We start from the raw sequence: 19,637 nt of genomic DNA, 5'->3' as shown, positions 1-19,637 counted from the left end.
ATTAGAACCCTCTTATTATTTTTATGAGCGAGGATAATTCCTCTCCCTCTTCTTGGGTATAAGAACCCACCTTGCGATCTTTGAAATCTTCTAGAACTTGATATAAAATCTCATCTGTCTTAATAATTTTCTCACTTCCTCCAGCAGCGGGAAATTCAATGGCTTTTTTCATATACGCGAAAGCTTCACGATTATTTCCCAAATCAAGATTTAAAAATGCAAGCGTTCTGTAGAAACCGCGGCTATTGCTGTCCCTAACATCCGCTTCAATTGCCTTTTCAAACGCCGCTCCGGCTTCTTCATACCTGCCGTCCCGCCAATACAACTTGCCAAGAATATTTAAGGCAGGCATGTGGGCATTATATATTCGCAGTGCGGCCTCAACTTCTTCTTTTGCTTTGTCAAAATCCTTTTTGCCCAGATAAACCGCGGCCAAATTAGATCTCGCAAAAGCACTGTTGGAAGACACCTTTGCCGCATAAACAAAAAGTGATTCATTGCTAAACCATATTCTGTTCTGTTTAATTATTACGAAAGAAAACCAACCTGTCAAAAATAACGAAAAAATAATAAAAACCGGCTTTAATCTTTTGTATTTACCAATCACCCAATCAATAAAAATCATAACCACAACTGCAAGGCCGAAAGACGGCAAATACCACCAGCGCTCGGCAAAACTACCGCTGGTTAGAAAAAACATGTTTGAAATAAAAATAAAAGGAACCAGCAAAATTGAAGCGGCCACTTTTAAATTTTTATGACCGAATACAATCATCGCAACAAAGCCCAAAAATAAAATGAGGCCGGCTATGGCTTGAGGCGAATAAAAAATGTTTTGCACCGCCGGAATTTGATTGAAATAGTAGTCTGGAGAAAGATCAACGGGATAAAAAGATTTCCTTAAATACAAAAAGAAACTAAAAAAACCACTAAAAATCCTTTCTTTCAAACTAAGAAAAGCTAGCGGAGCGGTAACATGATCAAAAATAATACCCCCAAAAGCATACTTACCCAAGACCAAATAGCGAAGAAAGAAATAAATCGCAGGCGGGGGCAGATAAAAAAGTCCGATTCTGATAAATTTTTTTAATTTTTTTGTTTCCACGGCTTCAAATAAAAGCAACAGTCCGATTAAGGGCAACAAAATAACGGCAAATTCTTTAGACAGAAGCGCGAATAAGAAAACCAGAGAAGCCCAGATATGTCTATTTTTCAAAAACAACAAAAGGGCCAAGAGAATAAAAAATACGCTTAGTAATTCACTACGGCCAACAATTGATGAGACGGCTTCCGTGTGGATCGGCAAAAATAAAAAAAGGAGCGAAGAAAAATAGGCGATTTTTTTGGAAGTAAACTTACAAGTTATCAAAAAAACCAGAACAACATTAAGAGCGTGGATGAGTATGTTTAGGATATGGAAACCGGCCGGTTTTTCTGAAAACGTAAAATTAAAAGCATATGAAAAAAGGGTCAAGGGTCTATAAAGTCCGACTGAAGCCTGACCGGGATATGCAGATGAAGTAAAAAAATCGGGGATATTTTTTAAACTCCTCAAATCCGTTCTGCTGTTTACAACGGCATTGTCATCACCGACAAATTTACCACTTATGACATTGCCAAATAGAAAAAACGATAAAATTATGCTCGCGAGAAACACTGCAACAATCTCTTTTTTTTGCCTAGATGAAATCATTGAATCAAAACTAAAATTCGTAGACAAGGAAAGAATAGCCAATCCTATCAACCGGTTTATATAAGTCCAGCCAATTAAGGTATTTGTCAGGCGTCATGGAACCTTCAAGTTTTAACCGCACCAAGAAATGCGTGTTGACCGCGTATCGACCCGAAGGCTCCGACAGCCATCGCTTCTTTATGCCTTCTGAAAACAAATCGTTTTCTATGCCGTAATAACCGGGGTCAGATTTCCTCCAAGAATAAAGTATTTTCGTTTCCGGATGCCGAATTTGATAAGCCCCCAAACGCTTTAAGTCTTGTCCCCATTCAATATTGGAATCATCAAGATATTTATACCCATTAGCCGACCCGCCGACAAATTCATTAAAGTAAGCCAGGTAATCAGGATAAATCCTAACCGCTGAAAAAATGTACCAGCCAGCTAATCCCGTTAGAAGTAGCCCCGCCAAGGTCCTTCGGACTCGCGACAGGGTCGCGAGCGAGACTTCTAACGGGAGGGCCAAACCCCCGGCGTAAAGGATCAGAAATGGATATATCGGAAGAATATATCTCACTCCTATATTTCCTGCTTTCCAAATAGTAGCTAACAGAAAAACAACTACCGGAATAAATATGATCTGTTTTTCCAGTAAGGTCAATTTGTACTTTTTATAAAACGCAAGAGATAAAGCAAAAGCAATTAAAGCCGGGATCGGTGTTTTTACAAAGAAAGCAAATATAAAATAATACCACCAGCCGTCACGAGAAAAATTGCCGTTAAGATAGTAATAATAATTGGCTGAAATGTCAGAATAAACAGAGCGGAATCCTTTTAAATAAAAGTCTAGACCGGTTGGGAACAGATAAATAATCCAGATTACCAAAAATCCAATCGCCCCGATTAAAATAGAATAAATAAAAAATCTCCTCGTTTTAAAAAAATAATCGCCCGCATTTTTGCGTGCATAAACAAAAAGTAAAAAGGCAACTATGGGAATAAGTAAAACGCCGGAAAATTTTGAACCCAAAGCCAAACCCAAACTAATGCCAACATGAATAATGAATTTTTTACTGCCGGTTTTAAACAGCTTCCAAAGATAGTAAAGGGTTATAAAAGAAAAAGCTGCCACCGCCACATCAGTAGTCACGAATTGGGCATGGGCAATAATATTGGGCATAAATGCGTAGATAAACAACGACGTGGTGCCGGCCTTTCGACTGAACATTTCCGAAGCCCACTTGAAAATATAAAATCCGAGCAAGACCGATATCAGAATCGGAACAATTCGCCCAAGTAAAAGAAGCTTGTCGGTGTCATTCCCGAATAAGAAATTTTTGCCAAATTGCCATTCATTTACGGAAGGACCTGCTAAGTTGCTATCGTTTTTATCAAATTTTAAATTCAGGAATAATAAAGGGAAAGACGCCAATAATTTGACCAGGGGCGGGTGTTGGGGATTCAAAACAACATCTCCTGTTTTCCAATAAGAATAGCCGCTGGGCAAATGGGCTATCTCATCGCTGGAGGGACTGAAATTTTGAGCGCTAAAAAACGGGATAAGAAAAACGGCCGATAAAAGAACGGCGGCGGCGACAAAGATTTTGGTATATTGTGTCATTTCTAGAATGCCTGCAAAATTTTTATTTTTTCCGCCTCGGATTTGCCAGAATCCCAGTTAAAATATTTTCTTGCTTCATTCATATTGCCCATCTTAAAATAATCTACGGCCAGAATCATTTTTACCTGGGAATCACTGAAGTTGCCGACTAAATATTTATTCACCGTATCAATGCTTGCCTGATATTGCTTAAGCTTGGCTAATGCAAAAGCATACATCAAAGCGTCTTCGGTTTTTGGATGCGCGTACGCCCCAAGCGCCGAGTCAAACATCTCTTTTGTTTTTTCATATTGGCCTGTCAAATAATACAATCGGCCGGCATTAATGTATCCTAATGGTATATGTGGAGCCAACTCAATGGCTTTAAGGAACGCGGTTTCGGCCAAATCATAATTACCATCCTTAAAAGCAATGCCGCCTATAGTATTCAATAATGGCGGATATTCTTTATCTATTGTGAAACTGATCTCGGCTTCAATTTTCGCTTCTGTGGTTTTACCGTTACGCATATACAAATTGGCAAGATTGGAATGACCTTGGACACTGTTCGGCGCGGTTTTTATCATACTGCGAAATAAGTTTTCATCAGAAAGCCAAATTTTATTGCGAGAAATGATAGTCACCGCATAAGCCGTAAGCACAATTATAAAAATGGCAATAGCCGTAATTTTTTTCCATTTATGAACCAATAATATCAAATAAGCGGCCATAATGCTCAAACCCACGGATGGGAAATACATCCACCTTTCGGCTAAAATATCTCCTGATTTAAATATAATTTTAGAAATGACCAGATAAGGAATCAGAAATGAAAGCGCGCCGATGCCCAGGGGAGTCAGACGGGTTCTTTTCCAGAAAAATAAAAAAAGTAAACCAACCAAAATAACAAAACCCGCAACTGTTTGCCAAGAATTAAAAAAATAGCCGACTAAGGTCAAATGGTTAAAGTGGTAAGTGGCCGAAAGGTTTATCGGCACAAAGGTTTTGCCAATATACACAAAAGCAATCTTAAAAGCCGTCCATATCCTTGTTTGAAAATCTACATACCCCAAAGGATTAATGGCAAAATATGACTTGTCACTGCCAAAAGCGTAAGGCCCAAGAATTTGAAAGCGCAACCAAAGATAAAAAGCTCCAGTTATTAAAAAGCCGCTTGCCGCTTTCAGAAAAAACGGAAACTTCGGTTTTTGCTTTATCCAAAAAACTGTCAAAAATAAAATCGGAACAATAATAATAAGCTCTTTGGATAAAACCGCCAGTAAAAACAGGATGGCACTGCCTATTATTTTTTTCCAGTTTAATGAATCCATTTTTTCAGTTGCGGAGATAAATCCCGTACGAGACAGAGGCACGCTGCGTGCCCTCGCGGTCTCATTCGGGATAAATAAAAGCCACGACCAAATGGCAAATAAAGCCGCGAGTATCTCGTCACGCGACTTGATAAACACTACAGATTCGGTATGGATAGGCAAAAAGGCGAAAAATAGAGCGGCAATGGTTGCGAGTTTGCGGTCACCGAAAATTTTAAGGACAAGAAGAAAGACTAGAAAAATAACAATGCCGTTAAGTATTATATTAATGAGGTGAAAACTGATCGGTGACTCGCCGAATAAAACAAAATTAAGAACAAATGAAAAAACAGCTAAGGGGCGATAAAGACCGGCCGCCAGATTTTGCGGCAAGTATGGTTCGGTCCATATTTGAAGAAAGTGCGTCGAATTCCTTAATTCCGGCCTATCGGAAAAAAAATTATCGTCATAAACAAATTCTCCGCCCAAACTATTGCCATATAACAAAAAACTAAGCGCAATCGCGCCCACAAAAAACAGCCATAATTTTCTATCCCGGAACATTAGAAAATTAAATTTCTCAGGAACTGCCAAAATGATATAAATGGCAAGATTGCCCGACTAGTTTTGGGCTGTAAACTTGCCGAAGGACTTGGGACAGGTGTAACCGCACTGCGTAATTGAATGGGCGGACTGGTTGTTGATATTGGAGAAATTTTCGGAGAAGTTTCGGAGGGTGAGAGCTTCGGGGTCGGAGAAAATAACGGTGAACTGGATAATGCAGGAACCGTGGTCGGGGTCAACGAAACAACTGGAGAAACTAATAAAGCCGGGGTTACTGAAAGTGCTGGAGTCACAGTTTCAGAAGGCACGGGAGTAGCAACAAAATTTTTGTTGAATGTTACATTAATCGTCTTTGTTTCTATGACTGAATAATCATAGACATCCACTGCCTTAATTGAAATCTCGGCAATATAAGAGCCGTCGGACACCATCTCCGGTCTTACATCAAGTGTAAAATTTACAGCACCTTCACTTTCAAGATAAAGAGAAGTTACATTGTCGTAACCCTCGCGCGAAATAAAAATCCAAGGAACATTTACTGAAACATCAAATCTTTCTTTTTGCGACCCAATGTTTTTGAGGTTAAAATAGTAAAGCGGCCTGCCATCCCCGGTTTGGTAATCAAAAACAACACTGGCCGTGCTTAATTGAATATAAGACGGTGCAGAAATGACCCCCAAAATTGAAGCAAAGGATAAAAATAGTTTTGCAAAAATTGAATCCATCCCGTTAGAGGTAGCCCCGCCAAGGTCCTTCGGACTCGCGACTATGTCGCGAGCGAGACCTCTAACGGGATCCATTTTAAGGCATAGTAACGGTTATTATCCCAAAACAAGATGCTTCTTTTATTTTCTCCACATCCCTTTCGTCTGTTTCCCCGTAGGTAACAGAAGCGGTAAGAGTATAAGACTTTGCCGATGCAGCTTTTTCTATAGATACCCCTATTTCTCTTTCACCATTAGGAAGCGGCAATCCAGAAAAAATATTAGGCCCTATTTTCAGGACTCCATCATCGGGTGTTGTTTTCCAAAAAATCAGGCGCGCAGGACTATCAACGTTATTATAAACTATTTTAGCACCCTTTGATTCATAAAGATCTTCACTGATAAAGTTTATGCTACCTTCAAGACGGCAAGTTGCAGGACCGATAATTTGCTCCTTTGGAACGGAGGTCTGGACTAGTCCCTGATTTGGAATTCCTTTAAATGATTCATCGTCGTTTGGCGTAGGAGATGGAGAAACGATCTTGGTTATTTTGGAAACAATGCCTGATGAGTTAGCTGGTGAAATAGTAGGTGAGACCATGGCCAACGATGAAGAAGACGGATTTTCCACGTCAGACACATTATTTCTTGAAACCGAGGAAAAAATAATAAAACCAAACCCGCCGACAAGAACCAGCACCCAAAATACCGCTTTGGAAGAAAATTTAATCATACTAAAAACATAGCATAAAAATCACTATCCAGCAACCAAAAACCGCCCGAAAGCGGTTTTTGGTTACCCGGTCAAACCCTGCTGCAAGGTCAGGTAAACCGGATGTCCCGATTTGTCCACGATGCCTTCGGCATCGGGACAAATCGAGGATCCTCGATTTTGTAACCAAATCGAAGATTTGGACAAAATCGGGACTTAACTAGAGTTTACTGCTTGACGAAGATAGGTCCGTTCATTGGCAAGAGTTTGAACACGCCTGCGGTGTTCGTAATCTCTTGATCTTCATTTGAGCGGGCACCATCAACATATTTGATTACGCTAGCATCATCCCTAAGGATAAGCTGGTAGTAATCTGACTTGTCAAGTAAGTTCTGGAAAGCCGTTTCAATTCTGAATGACTTGGATTGGCCACCTTGAATTTCAACGTCTTTCTCCCAGTTGTCGAAGGTGACAGAAGCGTTTTGCGCTGGAGTTAATTGAATTGAATCCGGGGTATCTTGAATGCTGGCTACCAATTCTCCGGTATCCATATCATACAAGTAATGCCATAGCGCCTGATCAGCACCACCGGAAGCGACCACCTCAAACGCCAAGGATGTGGAAGTGGGGTCGTCAAATAATATCTTTGAATCTGACAGACCCATCGCGGTAATCTTAAACTTCAACGTATCCTTAGTACCCAGAGGTTCGCTGGCAGCTAATGTCAACTGTTCAACCTTCGGGAATACTCTGTAGACATACATGCTATTCCCGCTAAGATCAGCGATCGTGCTAGTGCCAGTATTGCCTTCAATCAATGAACCTGAACCTTCACCAACAGCTCGGAACTCATCTGCGGCGCCGCCTGAGAAGCTAAGCGCGAAGTTAACTTCAGATGTAGCACCCTGCGCCTTAGTCTTCATGTCGGCTCTTACAATGATATCAGTGCTTGAATCCTTTGGTATGTATGGCCTGTTATCACCGGTAAATCCGAATGACACGGACGGTAGTGTGCTTGTATTAAGCGAACCAACCGCCGTCAAAGTAGTACCAGCCTTGTTGGTGTATGTGAGCCTAACCTTATCAATGTTGTTGGTTGAAGCAGTCGCCGTATTGGCAGTAAGGTTGTAGAAATTCAATCTTTCAACCTGGAATGCTTCTTTGGTTGATCTTAACCTGATACGAGTAAACTCCGTATCTGTCTGACCCCAATACTTGGCTTCGGTAATCGGATTAGCTGGAGCTAGAGCCGCAACAATAGTTCCGCTGTTTGCAACTCCCGCAAAAACGGTAGGAGCACCAGCATTGTTCGGATCTGCATTACCCGAATTAACCGTTGTGCTTCTGTCGTCAATACCAGTCACATCAGAAGTGGCATTGATATCAAAGGTGAAGTAATCCGTTCCTGAACCTGAAGTGGCATTGGATGAAAGGTCTGCCTTCACCAATAATTTATTCGTCTGACCAGCCGGAATTGTCCAGTTCAAATTGTTGAACTTAATCGTACCGGTAGAGTTGTTTAGCTGGTTGCTATACGGGGTGGCGGAAATCAATGTTCCGGTATTTCCGTCATATAACTTCACGGCTGAAACCAAATTACCTACTGACAAGTTGGCATCAGAGCCGGAAGAAACACCCACATCAAAGCTAACGCTGGCGTCATCAACATATCCGGTTAGGGTAATGTCGGTAACCTTGATAGCAGAAGCCAGTGATGCGGCAAATGAAAACGCTACAACTTCAACATCTTTGGTTCCCTTCACGCTTGTCGCACTCTTCGGTGAAGATGACAATCCGAGGGTTAACGTAGATGCCTGAAGCGTCATATTATTACCCGATAAGTCTGTATTTGGAGAAATGTCCGAATCATCAACCGCCGTGCTTGTTCCGCTGTATTTCATAACACCGATATCGCCTGCGGTAGTAGCCAAATCTGCTTCACCATAACCGTCAAGGACAACCTTTATGATGTCGGCAGCGCCCAAAGTAGCTGTGCTGGAATTAGTATTGGCCGATTTAACATCGGCAGTAACCTTGAAATTCCTCGGCTTGCCGGCTAACAAATCAAACGTATCAGTGAATATCTTACTCGCGCCTGTTGCAGAATCCGGACAGCCGGTCGCTTCGCTTGTGGTAAAGGCAGAACCATCGGCTGGACCGACAATAACTTGTCCAGAATCTTCATCGGTTATTTTAATATCTTCTAAGTCTCCGACACCGTTTGTTGTATCGGCGGCATCATTAAAGCCGTTTCCATCATTATCCCAACAAATAACCAACCCCAATTTCTTAACCTCAATGTTTGCGGCGGCTGTAAAAGTATACTTGGCCAAAACACTATCGGTAGTTGTCGTGCTAACATTGGTCGCGCTAGGACCGTTAAAGGTAATAGTCAACACGCCACCTTCCAATGTAAGGTTATGAGATTCAGTTGAAGCAGAAGTGTCAAACGCGGTGATTGTTGCTTTCATTCCTTGGCCATACTGATCGCCCCAACCGTAAATATCAGAAGCATATTCAAGGTAGAACTTAATGGTCTCGTCTTTCTTGCTGGCAACATCACCATACATCGTAAATATCTTACTGTCGCCCTTGGTAATAGTATAACCGGAACCGAAGTCAAATACGGCATAACCGTCACCGGACATATAACCATCAGCAACTTTAGCACCGCTGACTTCTAAGCGAAGATTGGTAAGATCGGCTGACTTCGTACTGCCACCATTAAGCAACTGCATTCTCTTAAGCACCGAGGCTTCCGTGGCTGTTTCAATCTTGAATTCCGAAAGTATGGCGTTCTTTTGGCCAACTTTTGGATTTGAAACTGAACCGCTCTTTGAAACAGTCAGGGTTCCTGAGTTAGATCCGGAAATTTGGAAATTATTGCTGGTTAAAGGATAGCCACTGACAGTTCCTGAAGCTCCAACATTGGTCAATGTCCAATTGTTGACATTACCAGCAACACCGGAGTGATCAGCAACTATAAGTAAATCTTTGGTCCCGCTAACCGCAACACCCAAGCTGATAAACGTAACCGTACCATCAGATGAAGACGGTGATCTGCCGCCAGTTAAGCGTCGGACACCATCATAGACATATAAGTTATCGTAGTCGCCAACGGCACCCGCGCCGCCTCTCTTTAGAGTTAATTCATTGACGGTACCACTCCCGCTGAATCTTAAAGCCATAACCGTCATACCATAAGAATTTATGGTGATGGTTTGGGCTGGCGGGTTGGACGGAGACAAGCTAACAGTTAATGGACCGGTTGCAACCGGAGTTACTGAACCGCCTCTTGTATATGCAGGAACCTGAGTTACAGAAGTAAAGTCAGTTCCCATGGTATAGAGGGCTTTTTCAGCAGCGTTGATGATGAAAACTTTCTTGAAGAAATTTGGATCATCGGCAACCGCCTGTGCTCCTGATGTATTAACCCATCGGAGAACGGCTGTGTCCTCTCCTGTCGTTTCTAAACCGTAGACCTTTTCATCTCCGTCAACTCGGAATAAGCCGGAAGTTACGAAGGCATCTCTCGTTGCCGGAGACACACTCTTCACCGCCGCAAATCCGCCTAGGTGACCGTAAAGATTGAAGATCGCGGGGTTCAAGAATAATCTCTTGTAACCCCAGTCATTTACAATGTACACGTCTGGGTCGTCGGAACCGGCGGCGCTAATTGTGTCGCCTTCCTTCAATCCATAGTCGGAGGGGGCCACCGCAAAGGTGTTACGAACACCAATGAAGTAAACCAGACCTACGACGAGCAACATCGCTGTTGCTATCGCGACAACCACTTTAGTGGTATCGCTATAAGTCATAGCTTTACTCATAATTTTAAAATTTGGTCTTCATCGTTTCCTGTCTAGAGACCGGAAAGCGAAAAAGAAAATTAATAGTCAATACATATCGAACGAAACAATCGGGTCCTGTTCGTGTTTTTGTTGCAACTTGTAATTTTGGAATTCGTTTTCGACCGCGAATACCAATATCGTTGCGAATACTCGACCGTCCAGAAACCCGCTAAATTACACGTTAAACTTTTAAACTTTCAACTTCTTAACATCAGCAACTTTTTATTCAGTTTTCAACGTTCCTTCATTTTGCAGACTCGTGTCAGAATCTCTATAAAATCTGGCGATTCTGACACTAACCCACAAAAACAACAAAGCAACCAAAATGGTTAATCCAAAACGGTTGCGTAATTATTCAAAAATATCATATTTTTCCTGTTATTTCTGCTAATTTAAGCCTTTATTGTGCCTATTAAACAGGTTGCATAATCATCTTAGCAACCCATTAAACTCAAGTCAATAAGCATCTTCGGCCTTTATCAAATACTCTTTAATTCTAACAGATTACAACATCGGCACAATTGCCAAGTGTGGATAATCATAACTAACTTACATACATTATAAATCCCTGAAAAAACACCACAAGTCCCATCTGTGGATAAGCCAGCTCAAACATCAGTTTCCAATTTTAAATAATTTTCCATCTGCGCCCACAAAAACCGCATTATCAGCAAATACGGGATAAGTATCTACAATTACTCCCAAATCAACCTCCCACCGTTTTTGACCATTTTTATCCAAGCTATAGACCTTGCCGGATCGTGTTGCAAAATAAAAGTTACTACCTGGATCCACGGCTACTTGGCTAATAACACGCGAATCAACGGGAAAAGTCCATATTTTTGACTTATCAGACTTGTTTAAAGCTACCACCGCCTGACCGGAGGCGGGATTTTGTAGGGTAAAATCAACGCCAAATACCAAAATATCCTCAAAAATAACTATTTTTGAGGTAGTAGGAACTCCAAAAGCAAATAAATGACTGGATATTTCTCCGTCAGAGTGATTAACAGAAACTACATGTCCGGCCGTTGTCGTGGTGTAAAACTTGTCTGATACTTTGTCAAAAACCGGATCGAATGCTTGGTATTGATGACCGTCTGATACCCTATTTTGCCAAATCACAGAACCATCACTACTGCCTAAGCGGTAAAATTCCGGTAACCCGGCGCTATCTGTTACCAGATAGACATCCCTGTCACTATCGTCAACAGATACCGGCGTAAACCCAAAAGCAAAAGGATTATGGACACGCCATGCTTCACTGCCATCCGGGCCAATTTTATTTATCATCTTATTATTTGAAGTGGCATAGACATTGCCGTCATCATCAACACTGACACCGTTGACACGGCTAGTGTCATACAACCACTTAATCGTGCCATCCGGGTTTAAAGCATAGACCCCGGGACCCGACAGGTGACCAAAATAAACCGTGCCATAATCAGATACGGCTGGAATTGTAGGCATGCCGGTATCCTCAAAATGCCACTTTTCAACACCGTCAGAACCAATAGCATATAACATAAACTCACCAGTCGTATTGTTGGGGGCTCCGAAATACACCGTGCCATCATTTGCAACCGCCGATTGACCGATATAATTAGCATCAGGAACTTCAAATTGCCAGACTATGCCCGGGCTAGGCGTTGGGGTTGTGGTAGGAGTGGGAGTGGGACTTGGAGTTATGTTTTGATTAGCATTATAAACACTATTTTGAGCTTTTGGCGTGCCATTTATGGGGTTGCCACCAGCGTCTTGGCCATTACCGATTAGACCATTATTGGTAGCCCAATTTGTGGCATCATTGCCAGGTTTTAGAGGATCAATCCTTTCCATGGAAAATCTTTGCCACACATTACTTATTTTCTCATTTATACCAGCATACCAGCCATCTTGTGAGCTAGAAACCACATCTTGCAGATCTCCTTTTCCGTCCCTTAACTCCAAGGTCTCGCCAATATTATCCAAACCACCGTTATATATTTGGTCAGCCCCAATATCAGATACCGGATTATCATCGGTTCTTTCCAACAAGAAAAAACCAAATGGATCAATTATTTTATTGACAAATGTGATTAGCGGATCGGGTTGAGAACTTGAGGCGGTATTAGTAAGTGATTTTAATGTCCAATCAGTTAAATCAATGGATCTTGATGTTGTATTAAACAATTCCAACCATTCATCATTGGACGATTTTTCAGTTCCCATCCAGGCAATTTCATTTATAATAACCCGTCTTGTAACAACTGGCGTTGGAGTGGGTGTTGGTAGTGGTGTTGCTTCTTCGGTGGGTACGGGCGCTGGTGTGGGTGAGGGCAATAGTGTTGCTTCCTCACTGGGTGCGGGAGTGGGCATAGGTGTTGGGGTGGACACAGAAGAGGAACTTGGAGATGGAGTGATATCATTGATTGTGACCACTGACGAACCGCCACCAGAACCACTGATGGGTCCATAATAATCGTTGAATGGCTGACTTGGTGACTGGCCTGGCAACACACTCGGTAATGGTGATGGTGTCAATGGTGTCTGCGATGATGTCACGGATAGTGATAATGGTGTCGTGATGATTGTGACATCATTTATACTATTGCTGACATCATTGTCATCATTGCTGACATCATTTGTACTGTCACCAAGTACCATTGGTTGGCTAATTATTGACTCGATTAGGTCAGGATTAAAAATCACGGGGCCACTGCCACTTCCAGAAAAACCCAAAAATACCAAAAATTGTCCTACCATACCTGAATCTTGTCTCCTGAATTGATCATTTGTTGCATATTCTTGTTTAATTTTTTCAGCTTGATCTAAAAACAACTTTAATGCCCCCGCTCCGTGCATCACAAAATCTGTGGATAACCTGGACCAGTAGTCGTCAAGGATTAGAGTTCCAATACTAGGGTCAACAAGTGTAGCGTCTTTAATTTCAACTATATTTCTACTTGTTCTTGTATTTAAAAGTGCCAGTTTTAAATCCTGGAGATTTTTATCCTTGCCAATTGCAAATTTTAAAAATTTTCCGTCAAATTCAAATGTTTGGATTTTAGTTATTTTTGGTTGATTATACTTTTCTGAATCTATGGTATCCTCACTAAAAAAATATTTATTTGAGTACCCAGCAATTTCATCAAAATAACTACCGATTTGATTTAATAAAACTGGTTTTTTAGATTTTTTAAATAATTCGCTTGCGATGTTAATATTGTCCGGATTCCATTTCGCCATTGTTTTTTCATATGGGCTTTCTGTACCATGCCACGGCAAGTGCGTATCTCCTCTTGTGTGCTCTGGCACATTTGAATCTTCAAGCAGGTGCATCACGTGCCCCATTGCAAGCATTGCTCGCTCTCTGTTGCCGCTTGCATAATCATGCAACGCCCGCTCGTAAGAAAAATCTGTCGGCGACAAACCATCACTGAATAAATTGGCAAAACCACCATAGTTATAGGCGGAATCAGTAAACGCTTGTTGGGTACCCGAACTTATGGCCCATTTCTTGGATGTTGTATAACCAATCCAACCGATATTGTAAATTGGATCATAGAAATGATTTAGCCAGCGCGGAGGAGTATCTTCTTCAATCGCGCCCTTGATTAATAATCTTTTGTCTTCATTAGATAACAGGTTGGTTGGAAAATTAAGATTATAAAAATCAACTGCTTCATCTGTAAGCGCGGGGTGAGTATTTTGCTGGTCGTAGCTAGATACGAAATTTACAGAAATAAAAAGAGCGCCTCCGATGAGCGCCCCTCCAAGCGCAAATTTATTTAATTTCCGTTTACGTTTTTTATTCACAAAATACTGATTTTCCAAATTCCATTAGAATATTTTTGAAATAATGATGTGTTGGTTGATGTTCCAGCTTCTATTGAAATCTTCTGGCCATTAAAATCAACCACTGAATCTTTCTCAATGGTAACTGGGTAATAAAATGCTGCGGCGTTAGGGTCGTTAGTTTTTTCACTTTTCCATATTTTTTTTTGATTTTTTAATTCAATCACAAAATCTTTTAGTAAATTTTGTGCCTTATACTCCTCTAGTGTTTTTTTCCATTGGTCTTGTTTGTTCAATACAAAATACTTGCTGGCCAGTTCCACATCATCATTTTCCAGGGCCGCAATAAACATATCAAAAGTTTCTTCGGGAGTTTTGCCGCCATACTTGTCATTACGATATAGTTTCTCCAACTGTTCTTGCGCGCTTTTGGCAGCTCTCTGATCCTGCCATGACCGTAACCATGGCCCAAGATTTAGCATGCTCCAAATCACCAACCCGGCCAAAATGGCTAAAATTAAAACGACACTCCAGTGCCGCCACCAAACCCTCAATCGGGTATTTTGGATATTATTACCGTTAGCCATTACTATCACAATCCTACCTGGGTTTATTTTCGGTTGTCAACAGATATATCATCAAGTTATCAACAACAGGTTGCGACATTTGCATTTTCAACTTACTTAATACTGTCGGCTGGCGCCGTATAAAAAACCTTCTTGCCGAGACCGATTCGCTTGATAGCGCCGGCACCGACCAACTCGCTTAGTTTGCGTTTTAGGGTGCGCCGGCTAATGAAATCAAATTTGCTAAAGATTTCTAAGTTTTGTGAACGGTTTTCGCTTTTTATAAAATCGGCGATTTGCTTATGTAATTCACTTAATTCCAGAGATTTAGTAATTTTTTTTATATTTTTCTTCTTGGTATTGGCGGCCAAATCGTTATTAGTATTAACATCCCCACCAGAGGACGTAGTTTTACGGAAATTTAACAACAATAACTTGAGCTCCAGCAGTTCCAATTCAAGGAGTAGGGGAGTGATTTGATCTATTAATTTGAGATGTTTTATAATCTCAAGGATTCCAGTGATACTCCCGATTTGGAAAATTAATGCTGACCCATATTGTGCGACGTGAGCACCGTTCCCTGCTTTCAAAAATTTTACATATTCCGTTAACAAACTTTGAGAACAATCTTGCAGTAAATTACCAAAGAAGCTGTCCTCAATGGACATGCTAATTTTGGCAAGTAATCTAAAACAGTTAGCAAATGTTTTGACTAAATCGTCCCCTGACTTCATCTTATAACTCTTACTACTTTTTCTTAGCGGTAGTCAAATAGACATTGCCGTTTTTTTAACCCGCACTTACCTAAACCACAAGTAAAATAACGCCAACTACCAAAAAGAGGAAAGAAATTATCTTTACCACAATATGTTTTTCGTGAAAATAAGCGTTGCCGAATAAAATAGCCCAAAACACTGACGTAGACCGCTTTGCGGAAGTAATTATGGAAGCAGGGGCAAACAGATAAGCAAAACTTACCAGCACCGAACCCGCGCCCTCCGCAAAAGATTGACCAAAAAATATCCTTTCCTTGAGAAGTTTGATCGGATTCTGTTCATGTTTCCTTATGGCGGAAAAATAGAAAAATATCAGCAGAAACAGGTGCATCAAAAACTGCTCTGCTTCCACGGAATTAAAATTTGCAATGTTGTATTTAAACAATGAAATTGTCGCAACGGCCCCGACTGTTGAGTATAAGACAAGGCCTAATCCCTCTCGTTGTATTCCATGGTTTAAAGACAACACCAACAATGACAAGACGATAAAACTTATACCAACAATCTGCATCGGAAAAATAGTATAACCAAGCGCCAAATCCACAATAAGCAAAAGTGGTAAAGTACCAGTGCGGATAAAACCATAAGTGCTCCTTTCGGCTAGAACAATCGCTTTCATTGAGACATACACTTGGATTACCTCGAGCACGAGGCGCACAGAAAAGGTGGGCAATGAACCCAAGGAAAAATCAAATCTTTGCTTATATAATATGACCCCCAGAAACCAAAGCGTTCCCCAAAACAAAAACAAGAAAGCCATCGCGTATATGGTCTCTTTCTTTTCTCTTACTTTCTTTTTCCCGATGGAACCGGCGATTTCTTCAAAAAAAGTTCCCAACGAGATTAAAATTAATCCGAACATATATCAAAATAATAACCTGGCACGCTCCCAAAACTCCGGATGATTCTGTTTAGTTTTCATATAATACCACCACTCCGCACCCCAAAGATACTGCGCGTCAAATCCGGTTTTACTTGCAAAATCAATTACCTCGTTAAACTTGTCTATGCCCATACGGCTAAGTAACACCTCGTTTGACGTATCCACAATGGGATGGAGTAACCACGGTTCCGCAGAAAGTTCTATGATCATTTTTGGTTTTTTACCGTAAACCAGTTCCACCATGCTTTGTTTAATTCTGAAAAATGCAGGCGTAATTGGGTAGCGTATTGGCCCCCATTTCCACCAGACATAAAGATACATACTTGTGCCAAAAACTGCTCCGTGATGACGATAAGCCTTATACCACAATCCAAACTCACCGCTATCGGTTACCAATATCTGCCGTGACGGATCAATTTTGTGAACTAAATCCATTTCTTTTTGTAAAAATTCTTCATCCAACATTCCGCACAACGAACGGCTGAAGAATGCCAAATGCGGTTCGTTCTCAACCTGCCAATATTTTATGTTTTCGTAATTTCTGTACCGCCTGACAACCGCCTCAATATATTTAAAAGTCCTTTGTTGCTTAAATTCTATAGCTTCTTGCTGATTGCCAAGTCTTTGCTCACGATCAGTAAGCCACTTCGGTTCGTGACATTCCGGCCAGCCAGGCAAACGCCGGCCAACAGACAAGATTACCGGGACACCACGTCTGCGCGCTTCGTTCATTTGAAAGTCAAGTTCCGAAAAATTAAATTCACCGTCTTCGGGCTCAACCATCGGCCAATGGGCCGTTAACCGGATATGGCGAATTTTTAAATCATCGAGCATGGCCAAATAGGCCTGTTTCCAGTCCAAACCCAACTCATCGGAATGGAATTTGCTAAAAGAAGCACCATAAGTAATTTTTTCTGGCAAGGATCGAATAGATAAAACATAAAAAACAGCTGCTAATAAAAATGCTACAATCAAAGGTATTTTTAATTTATTTTTCATAATCTATGGTGGCCACGGACTGATAATTACAAAAATAACAGGGCCAATCCGACAACTATTACTCCCGTAGCAACAGTTTTGCGCAAAACAGTATGGTGGTGGTGAACCGATTCGTAAAAATAATTTGGAAATTTTTTGGTGAACAAAATTGCAAAGAGCAATAAAAAAGCGAACTGTACCCCAGTCAAGGCGTTAATTATGGAAACGTCACCAAGTTTAATCGCGTAAAGTATCAAAAGGAAGGCAAAACCGGCAATTACTTTATTGGCAACCACTGCGGTTTTGGTACCGGCAGATGAAGTTTTGATGTTTCTCCGGATGGCTCTTGCGTTACCTGGCCAAATCAACAACAATGCCACTCCCAGCACATTGGCCAAACGCGACCAAAAAAAGCCGTTCCAAAAAGCTGTTTGATTGAAAAGTTCTTTTAAAAAAATAGTTGACAGGCTAAATAGAATACCGGCAGTTATCAAAAATAGTGTTGCCTTTTTTGTAAGGTGGAAATATGAGGTTATAAAAGTTCCAAAAACAAGTAAAATAAAACCGTATAAAAGATTGCCGGTTGGGTTCTCGCCCAAAAACAGAAAACTAAAACCAAGCGTTGCGATGGCGCTTACCGCGCCGAGTGCCGGCGCCACGTCTGACGCATCAGATAATTTGAGAGACTTATACAAGAAAAGTAGCGAAAAAACATAGCTGACCCCGGCCACAAGAGAAAGCAAAAATACGTCGGGAGTGGGAACCGCTACAACACCAAATGGTAAGAGCAAAATCGCGGCCACCGACATGGCTCCAATATAAAAAGCGTAAACCGACGGTTTGCCGATAAGAGCCGAGGTAACAAAATGCTTATCAACAAGCGTTACAACAGCATTCAGAAATTGGGCAAAAATTATTAGATAGATCCAGAGCATAAAAAAGTAGCAAGTATTAAGTAGCAGGTATTAAGGGTTTATTTTGCGCTTAATACATAATACTTATCCCTAAATACTATAAAGAATTTGCTTCGCAAATTCTTTTGTATTCATGGGCTGATGGTCGAATTTTGCGCTCCATTGTCTCGTAATCCATTTCTATCAAACCAAACCTATATTTAAAACCGTGGTGCAACTCATAATTATCTAAAAGCGACCAATAAAAATAACCCCGGACATCAATTCCGTCATGAATCGCGCGATAAATCCAGTATAAATAATCTTTTATAAATTTGGTACGTTTGGTATCAGTAGCATCCGCAATACCGTTTTCAGTAATGTAAATTGGCTTGTGATATCGCTTGAGTTCCATAAGAACATTATAAATGCCCTTGGGATAAATATCCCAGCCCATATCGGACTTTTCATGGATATTTTTGCCGCCAAATTTTTTATAAAAATAATGGTTAATCCCGATAAAATCTTGCGATTCAGAAATTTTGCCTATAAACCTATGATTCCAAAACCAAATTAAAAATTTGGCGAGTAGGCGATTGATAGGATTTCTATCGGCTTCAAAGTTAAACTGATTTTTAGCAATTCCAATTTGAGCTAACGGTTGGATTGATTTGATTTTTTTATATGCCACATTGTGCGACACGGCTAAGTTATCCACAACCTTAATAAACCTGAAAATATTTTTTTTAAATGGCGGCCAGCCACCACGCAAATATCCTTGGCTTGCATAAACTATCGGCTCATTTATTGTAATCCAAAATCTTACCCCTATCCCCCCTTGACTCGCGGTAGTCTTAGTGGAGGCGGCAAGCTTGCTCATAACATACTCACAATATCGCTCAAAATAAAAAGCGGCTTTTTTGTTTTCAAAACCACCCATACGCGCAAACCAGACCGGCAAATTAAAATGCCAAAGAGTTACAAACGGCTCCAGCCCTCTATCGTGCAACGCCCGTAATACACTGCGGTAGTGCTCAATAGCACGTTCGTCAAATCTCCCCTCCTCCGGTTCAATTCTGGCCCATTCAATTGAAAATCTGTGGGCGTTCTGCCCAAGAGATTTGGCAATATCAAAATCTTCCTCGTAGCGATTGTAGTGATCACAGGCGCGCCCGGCTGGTGGTATTTTGCCCTGCCTTGCCGCTTCCGCCCAATCATTGTTTTCTATCCCACCCTCAACTTGATATGCCGAGGTAGCACTTCCCCATAAAAAACTTTTAGGAAATTTCAAGCTTTCCATTATTCCCAGTATAGCAAAAATTTAAAAAGACGGCTTGTACCGTCTCATTTG

General features: G+C 41.1%; 13 protein-coding genes. All 13 read right to left on the bottom strand.

The window, feature by feature from the left end; genetic code table 11:
- Window position 1: 1 nt before the first annotated feature.
- On the bottom strand, window positions 2–1,693 hold the full coding sequence (locus HYT61_01035) for a tetratricopeptide repeat protein (GenBank protein ID MBI2062807.1): 1,692 nt from the start codon (window positions 1,691–1,693) through the stop codon (window positions 2–4).
- A gap of 10 nt (window positions 1,694–1,703) precedes the next feature.
- On the bottom strand, window positions 1,704–3,293 hold the full coding sequence (locus HYT61_01030) for a glycosyltransferase family 39 protein (GenBank protein MBI2062806.1): 1,590 nt from the start codon (window positions 3,291–3,293) through the stop codon (window positions 1,704–1,706).
- A gap of 2 nt (window positions 3,294–3,295) precedes the next feature.
- The gene (locus HYT61_01025) at window positions 3,296–5,176 is read right to left on the bottom strand and encodes a hypothetical protein (GenBank protein MBI2062805.1); all 1,881 of its coding nucleotides are present in this window, start codon (window positions 5,174–5,176) and stop codon (window positions 3,296–3,298) included.
- Window positions 5,146–5,946, bottom strand: a complete 801-nt coding sequence (locus HYT61_01020; GenBank protein MBI2062804.1) for a hypothetical protein — start codon at window positions 5,944–5,946, stop codon at window positions 5,146–5,148. Before HYT61_01020 ends, HYT61_01025 begins: the two co-directional genes overlap by 31 nt.
- A gap of 1 nt (window position 5,947) precedes the next feature.
- A complete protein-coding gene (locus tag HYT61_01015; GenBank protein ID MBI2062803.1) occupies window positions 5,948–6,583 on the bottom strand; it encodes a hypothetical protein in 636 nt (211 codons plus the stop codon).
- A 206-nt stretch (window positions 6,584–6,789) separates the two neighbouring features.
- Window positions 6,790–10,392, bottom strand: a complete 3,603-nt coding sequence (locus HYT61_01010; protein MBI2062802.1) for a hypothetical protein — start codon at window positions 10,390–10,392, stop codon at window positions 6,790–6,792.
- A gap of 636 nt (window positions 10,393–11,028) precedes the next feature.
- On the bottom strand, window positions 11,029–14,211 hold the full coding sequence (locus tag HYT61_01005; GenBank protein ID MBI2062801.1) for a PQQ-binding-like beta-propeller repeat protein: 3,183 nt from the start codon (window positions 14,209–14,211) through the stop codon (window positions 11,029–11,031).
- On the bottom strand, window positions 14,208–14,777 hold the full coding sequence (locus HYT61_01000) for a hypothetical protein (protein ID MBI2062800.1): 570 nt from the start codon (window positions 14,775–14,777) through the stop codon (window positions 14,208–14,210). Before HYT61_01000 ends, HYT61_01005 begins: the two co-directional genes overlap by 4 nt.
- A gap of 92 nt (window positions 14,778–14,869) precedes the next feature.
- Complete coding sequence (locus tag HYT61_00995; protein ID MBI2062799.1) at window positions 14,870–15,490, bottom strand: hypothetical protein; 621 nt, start codon at window positions 15,488–15,490, stop codon at window positions 14,870–14,872.
- 70 nt (window positions 15,491–15,560) lie between these two features.
- Entirely contained in the window at window positions 15,561–16,394 is an 834-nt protein-coding gene (locus tag HYT61_00990; protein ID MBI2062798.1) for a hypothetical protein, read from the bottom strand.
- A gap of 3 nt (window positions 16,395–16,397) precedes the next feature.
- Window positions 16,398–17,414, bottom strand: coding sequence for a beta-galactosidase (locus HYT61_00985; protein MBI2062797.1), 1,017 nt, complete (start codon window positions 17,412–17,414; stop codon window positions 16,398–16,400).
- Window positions 17,415–17,440: 26 nt separating this feature from the next.
- Complete coding sequence (locus HYT61_00980; GenBank protein ID MBI2062796.1) at window positions 17,441–18,328, bottom strand: DMT family transporter; 888 nt, start codon at window positions 18,326–18,328, stop codon at window positions 17,441–17,443.
- A gap of 76 nt (window positions 18,329–18,404) precedes the next feature.
- Window positions 18,405–19,586: a glycoside hydrolase family 1 protein gene (locus HYT61_00975; GenBank protein MBI2062795.1), complete on the bottom strand. Its 1,182-nt coding sequence runs from the start codon at window positions 19,584–19,586 to the stop codon at window positions 18,405–18,407.
- Window positions 19,587–19,637: the final 51 nt, after the last annotated feature.

The organism is Candidatus Yanofskybacteria bacterium (genome assembly GCA_016181175.1).
Taxonomy (GTDB): domain Bacteria; phylum Patescibacteriota; class Minisyncoccia; order 2-02-FULL-40-12; family IGHO2-01-FULL-4-A; genus 2-01-FULL-44-17.
The sequence above is the reverse complement of the archived record's forward strand: the minus strand, read 5'-3'. Positions and strand labels throughout refer to the sequence as shown.

What these genes read in the sequence shown, in the direction of transcription:
- HYT61_00985 (MBI2062797.1), bottom strand. Translation starts at nt 17,414, where the DNA reads ATGAAAAATAAATTAAAAATACCTTTGATTGTAGCATTTTTATTAGCA.
- HYT61_01010 (MBI2062802.1), bottom strand. Translation starts at nt 10,392, where the DNA reads ATGAGTAAAGCTATGACTTATAGCGATACCACTAAAGTGGTTGTCGCG.
- HYT61_01030 (MBI2062806.1), bottom strand. Translation starts at nt 3,293, where the DNA reads ATGACACAATATACCAAAATCTTTGTCGCCGCCGCCGTTCTTTTATCG.
- HYT61_00990 (MBI2062798.1), bottom strand. Translation starts at nt 16,394, where the DNA reads ATGTTCGGATTAATTTTAATCTCGTTGGGAACTTTTTTTGAAGAAATC.
- HYT61_00995 (MBI2062799.1), bottom strand. Translation starts at nt 15,490, where the DNA reads ATGAAGTCAGGGGACGATTTAGTCAAAACATTTGCTAACTGTTTTAGA.
- HYT61_01020 (MBI2062804.1), bottom strand. Translation starts at nt 5,946, where the DNA reads ATGGATCCCGTTAGAGGTCTCGCTCGCGACATAGTCGCGAGTCCGAAG.
- HYT61_01015 (MBI2062803.1), bottom strand. Translation starts at nt 6,583, where the DNA reads ATGATTAAATTTTCTTCCAAAGCGGTATTTTGGGTGCTGGTTCTTGTC.
- HYT61_00975 (MBI2062795.1), bottom strand. Translation starts at nt 19,586, where the DNA reads ATGGAAAGCTTGAAATTTCCTAAAAGTTTTTTATGGGGAAGTGCTACC.
- HYT61_01035 (MBI2062807.1), bottom strand. Translation starts at nt 1,693, where the DNA reads ATGATTTCATCTAGGCAAAAAAAAGAGATTGTTGCAGTGTTTCTCGCG.
- HYT61_01000 (MBI2062800.1), bottom strand. Translation starts at nt 14,777, where the DNA reads ATGGCTAACGGTAATAATATCCAAAATACCCGATTGAGGGTTTGGTGG.
- HYT61_00980 (MBI2062796.1), bottom strand. Translation starts at nt 18,328, where the DNA reads ATGCTCTGGATCTATCTAATAATTTTTGCCCAATTTCTGAATGCTGTT.